The organism is Flavobacterium sp. UBA7663 (assembly GCF_002483315.1).
Lineage (GTDB): Bacteria > Bacteroidota > Bacteroidia > Flavobacteriales > Flavobacteriaceae > Flavobacterium.
In genome coordinates this window covers 1-3,272 of the sequence record NZ_DLHR01000005.1, presented here as the reverse complement: position 1 = coordinate 3,272, position 3,272 = coordinate 1, and the positions used below count along the sequence as shown (strand labels likewise).

Annotated in this window: 4 protein-coding genes; all 4 read right to left on the bottom strand. The window is 34.0% G+C overall.

The features are described 5' to 3' along the window. Nucleotides 1-761: 761 nt before the first annotated feature. The 4 genes from B2741_RS00575 to B2741_RS00560 all read right to left on the bottom strand — a co-directional run bounded on the left by B2741_RS00575 (nucleotide 762) and on the right by B2741_RS00560 (nucleotide 3,083). Entirely contained in the window at nucleotides 762-1,337 is a 576-nt protein-coding gene (locus B2741_RS00575; protein ID WP_291134389.1) for a hypothetical protein, read from the bottom strand. Nucleotides 1,338-1,475: 138 nt separating this feature from the next. After that, nucleotides 1,476-1,862, bottom strand: coding sequence for a hypothetical protein (locus tag B2741_RS00570; protein WP_291134385.1), 387 nt, complete (start codon nucleotides 1,860-1,862; stop codon nucleotides 1,476-1,478). A 178-nt stretch (nucleotides 1,863-2,040) separates the two neighbouring features. Then, a complete protein-coding gene (locus tag B2741_RS00565) occupies nucleotides 2,041-2,385 on the bottom strand; it encodes a hypothetical protein (RefSeq protein WP_291134382.1) in 345 nt (114 codons plus the stop codon). 281 nt (nucleotides 2,386-2,666) lie between these two features. Then, nucleotides 2,667-3,083 carry a hypothetical protein gene (locus B2741_RS00560; RefSeq protein WP_291134379.1) on the bottom strand — a complete coding sequence of 139 codons (417 nt, stop codon included), beginning with the start codon at nucleotides 3,081-3,083 and terminating at the stop codon, nucleotides 2,667-2,669. Nucleotides 3,084-3,272: the final 189 nt, after the last annotated feature.

The window sequence follows — 3,272 nt, the reverse complement described above, 5'->3', positions numbered from 1 at the left end:
TTTCCGCTAAGATAGAATTTATTCGTGAATATGGAGCCGAAGCTACTCAAAACCAGCAATTTCTCGTGACCGCTGTTACCTGCCGTTTCTATTTGAATTTAATAATTGTCCGTGTTCTGTAAGCTCCCTTTTTTTCATTACCTAAAATAAATTGAAATACAGAAATGTTTTTATTTTCCCATCTTAACTCGTCCTGCCAATAAGTTGGTTCTTCCACTCTTTTCGCTTCACCATTATTTCTAAAAAAGCTTGAAAAGAGTTTTTTATTTTTATCGAATATTGCTCGTATGGAATCGTTATCATCTTGCTCATTCCAAGCATAAGAAATCACCCGAACAACGCTATCTTTTTCCGTATAAAAATATGAAATCGCTGTTAGTAACGATTCATTTTTGCGGTTATAAAATTTTGGTTGGCTGAACTTGTAAATATTCAATTCTGGGAAATAACCTTGACTGGTTGGCACATCAGATAATCTTTGTATACCATTATTTGAACTTTCAATTTTTTTGATATCGTTAACTGTGATTTTTTTTAGTTGGAATGTGCTAATATCATTACGAATTTCGTTCGTCGTTGCACATCCAATCAATAAGAGGCAGATTATAAATAAGTAGCAGTGTTTCATTTTTGAGATAATATTTGATGAAATGGCAGGTAACGTTTCGCCGCCATGTNNTGCGGCCAAGATAGCAGAGTATTCTCCACTACTGTGAACGAAGTTAATGAAATTGGTGTTTCCGGCGACACGAATGCAGCAATTAGTCATGGCGGCTGTTACCAGCTGTCTCAATTTCAACCCATTTTCCGTTTTTATAAATATATGTCATAATAAAACCTCCTGAACACGTGAAAGCATAGGTATAAGTTATAATCGCTGTTTTATATCTTTTGTCGAAAATTGGCTTTTGGATGCAAATGACGCCTTTTGAACAAGTTTTAAGATCAAAATTTCTTTTAAGAGATTTTAGAAATTCTAAATCGACTAACTTCACTTTATTACGCATCAAAAGATTTTTATCTAAAATAAAATTGTTAGACAATCTAATTAAGCTATCGAGTTCTGAGCTACTTTTTAAATTTAAATGTTCTAATAAGGGCTTTCTAATGTCATAATTTGGTCGTTCTATTGCGCTCATAGCGATTATGGATTCTTTCGGAATTTCCAACATGCAGTTGCACGAATTATCAGAAACTATTTGTCCAATCAATTCATTTGCTTTTTCATTATATTTTGATTCTGAGACCGCTTCAGATTTTTCACAGCTAACAAAAAGGGCAGATGCGCTAAAAAAAAGCGATAAATAGTAAAAAAAAATGTAGTTATCGTTTCGCATTTTCTGAGATTGCTGGTAACGTTTCGCGGACACGCGAAGTTGCGATGCAAGCGAAATGAGTACTTTCCGCTAAGATAGAATTTATTCGTGAAAATAGAGCTGAAGCTACTCTAAACCAGCAATTTCTCGTGACCGCTGTTATGGGCTGGTCGTACGATAATTTATCCAATTGTTTACTTCTTCGCTATAAAGTAACACTAGTGCAAAGATTTGTATGATAGTTAATACAACGGAAATTATCGCTGCAATTGGATTTTGCTCAAAGAGAGTTGCAACAGTAAAAGGAAACATTAAACTTCCTAAAAGAAATAAAATTAAAAAAACTGTTCTTGCCCATTTTTTTCGAGCATTGATAAGATATACGAAAACTGACATAAATAGAAACGTTAGAATAACAGTAGCAATTTTTGTTAAGTCAATTGTATCAAAGTTCGCGATGAAAAAATTGATAATTCCAATAATAATTGACACAATTAGCAAATTTATCGCTTTGGTAAGTTTCGTTGGTTTGTGTTCTAAATTCATAATATTTAAATGTTAACTCTATACGTCATTTCGACTTGCCCATAACGTCCCGCGCACAGGCGACGTTGCGACCAAAGCGGGAACGAGTATTTTCCGCTAAGATAGAATTTATTCGTGAAAATAGAGTTGAAGCTACTGAAAACCAGCAATGATCGCTTGTGCGCTGTTGTGCGAGGTTTTATAGTTTAAAAAATATTGTATTCTCCACTTCTAATTTCTCAATACTTTTGCTTCGTCGACTTAAAGGATCCAGCGGAGTCCAACCTTCGGAATAGTAAACAACTACATTTTTTCCAATTAAAGAATTTAAATCCTTTTCTTCAAAATATTCAAAACCTCTATTTATATAAAAGGTATTTACATTGTCTTTCATTCCAAAAACTACATCTTTTATTCCAGATTCAGAAACCGAAATAATTTTTCCTTTACAAGTTTTAGGATTCTTGGACAATGAAATTGGTTTGAACGCAAGAAATATTAGCACAATGAATATTATGGACGAAGTGACAACAAGTTTCTTCATTTTTTCGTTTTTTATTTAACGCAAAATAACAATAGTTCTTATGTCATTTCTGGGTTTCGACAAAAAATCTCGCACAACGTCCCGCGCACAGGCGACGTTGCGAAGCCAGCGAACTGAGTTGTTTCCGCTAAGATAGAATTTATTCGTGAAAATTGAGCTGAAGCCACTGAAAACCAGCAATGATCGCTTGTGCGCTGTTACCTGCTGGCTTTTTCAATAGTTCAGTTACAAACAATTTTCCAAATCCATTTGCAGCTTTTGAACTTGCTCCCGTGATTTTATTATTGCGTTAGATTACTTTTACGCGCTAAACGTACGAAGACAAATAAAAAGAATGCGAAAAAGATCCAGTCATTTATGCCATAAATAGCATAATATATTCCAGCCATTTTGTCTTTTTCTAGTACATCTGTAAGATTATTATTTGTAATCCATTTTGTCCAATGTGTTGCGTAAATCAATTTTTCGATTGTAAATACGGCAATTAGCCATTTTACTTTGTGAAAATTTTTAGAAACAGCTATAAATACAAAGCCCCAAATTACTATCATTAATAATCCAAAATTTGACATTGCTTGATTGTCAAATTCTGGAATGAAAGTATTACTGAAAATTCTGGAGAAAATTAATACGCCAAGTATATTCATCAATCCAGATAAAATAAATCCTTTAGTTATGTGTTCGTTTTTTATTTTCATTTTTAGTCAACCTAATTTTAGCGCGAGAGTTTTTTTAAGCTTGCAGGTAACGTTTCGCCGCCATGTCTAGTTGCGGCCAAGATAGCAGAGTATTCTCCACTACTGTGAACGAAGTTAATGAAATTGGTGTTTCCGGCGACACGAATGCAGCAATTAGTCATGGCGGCTGTTACCAGCTGTCTCAATTTC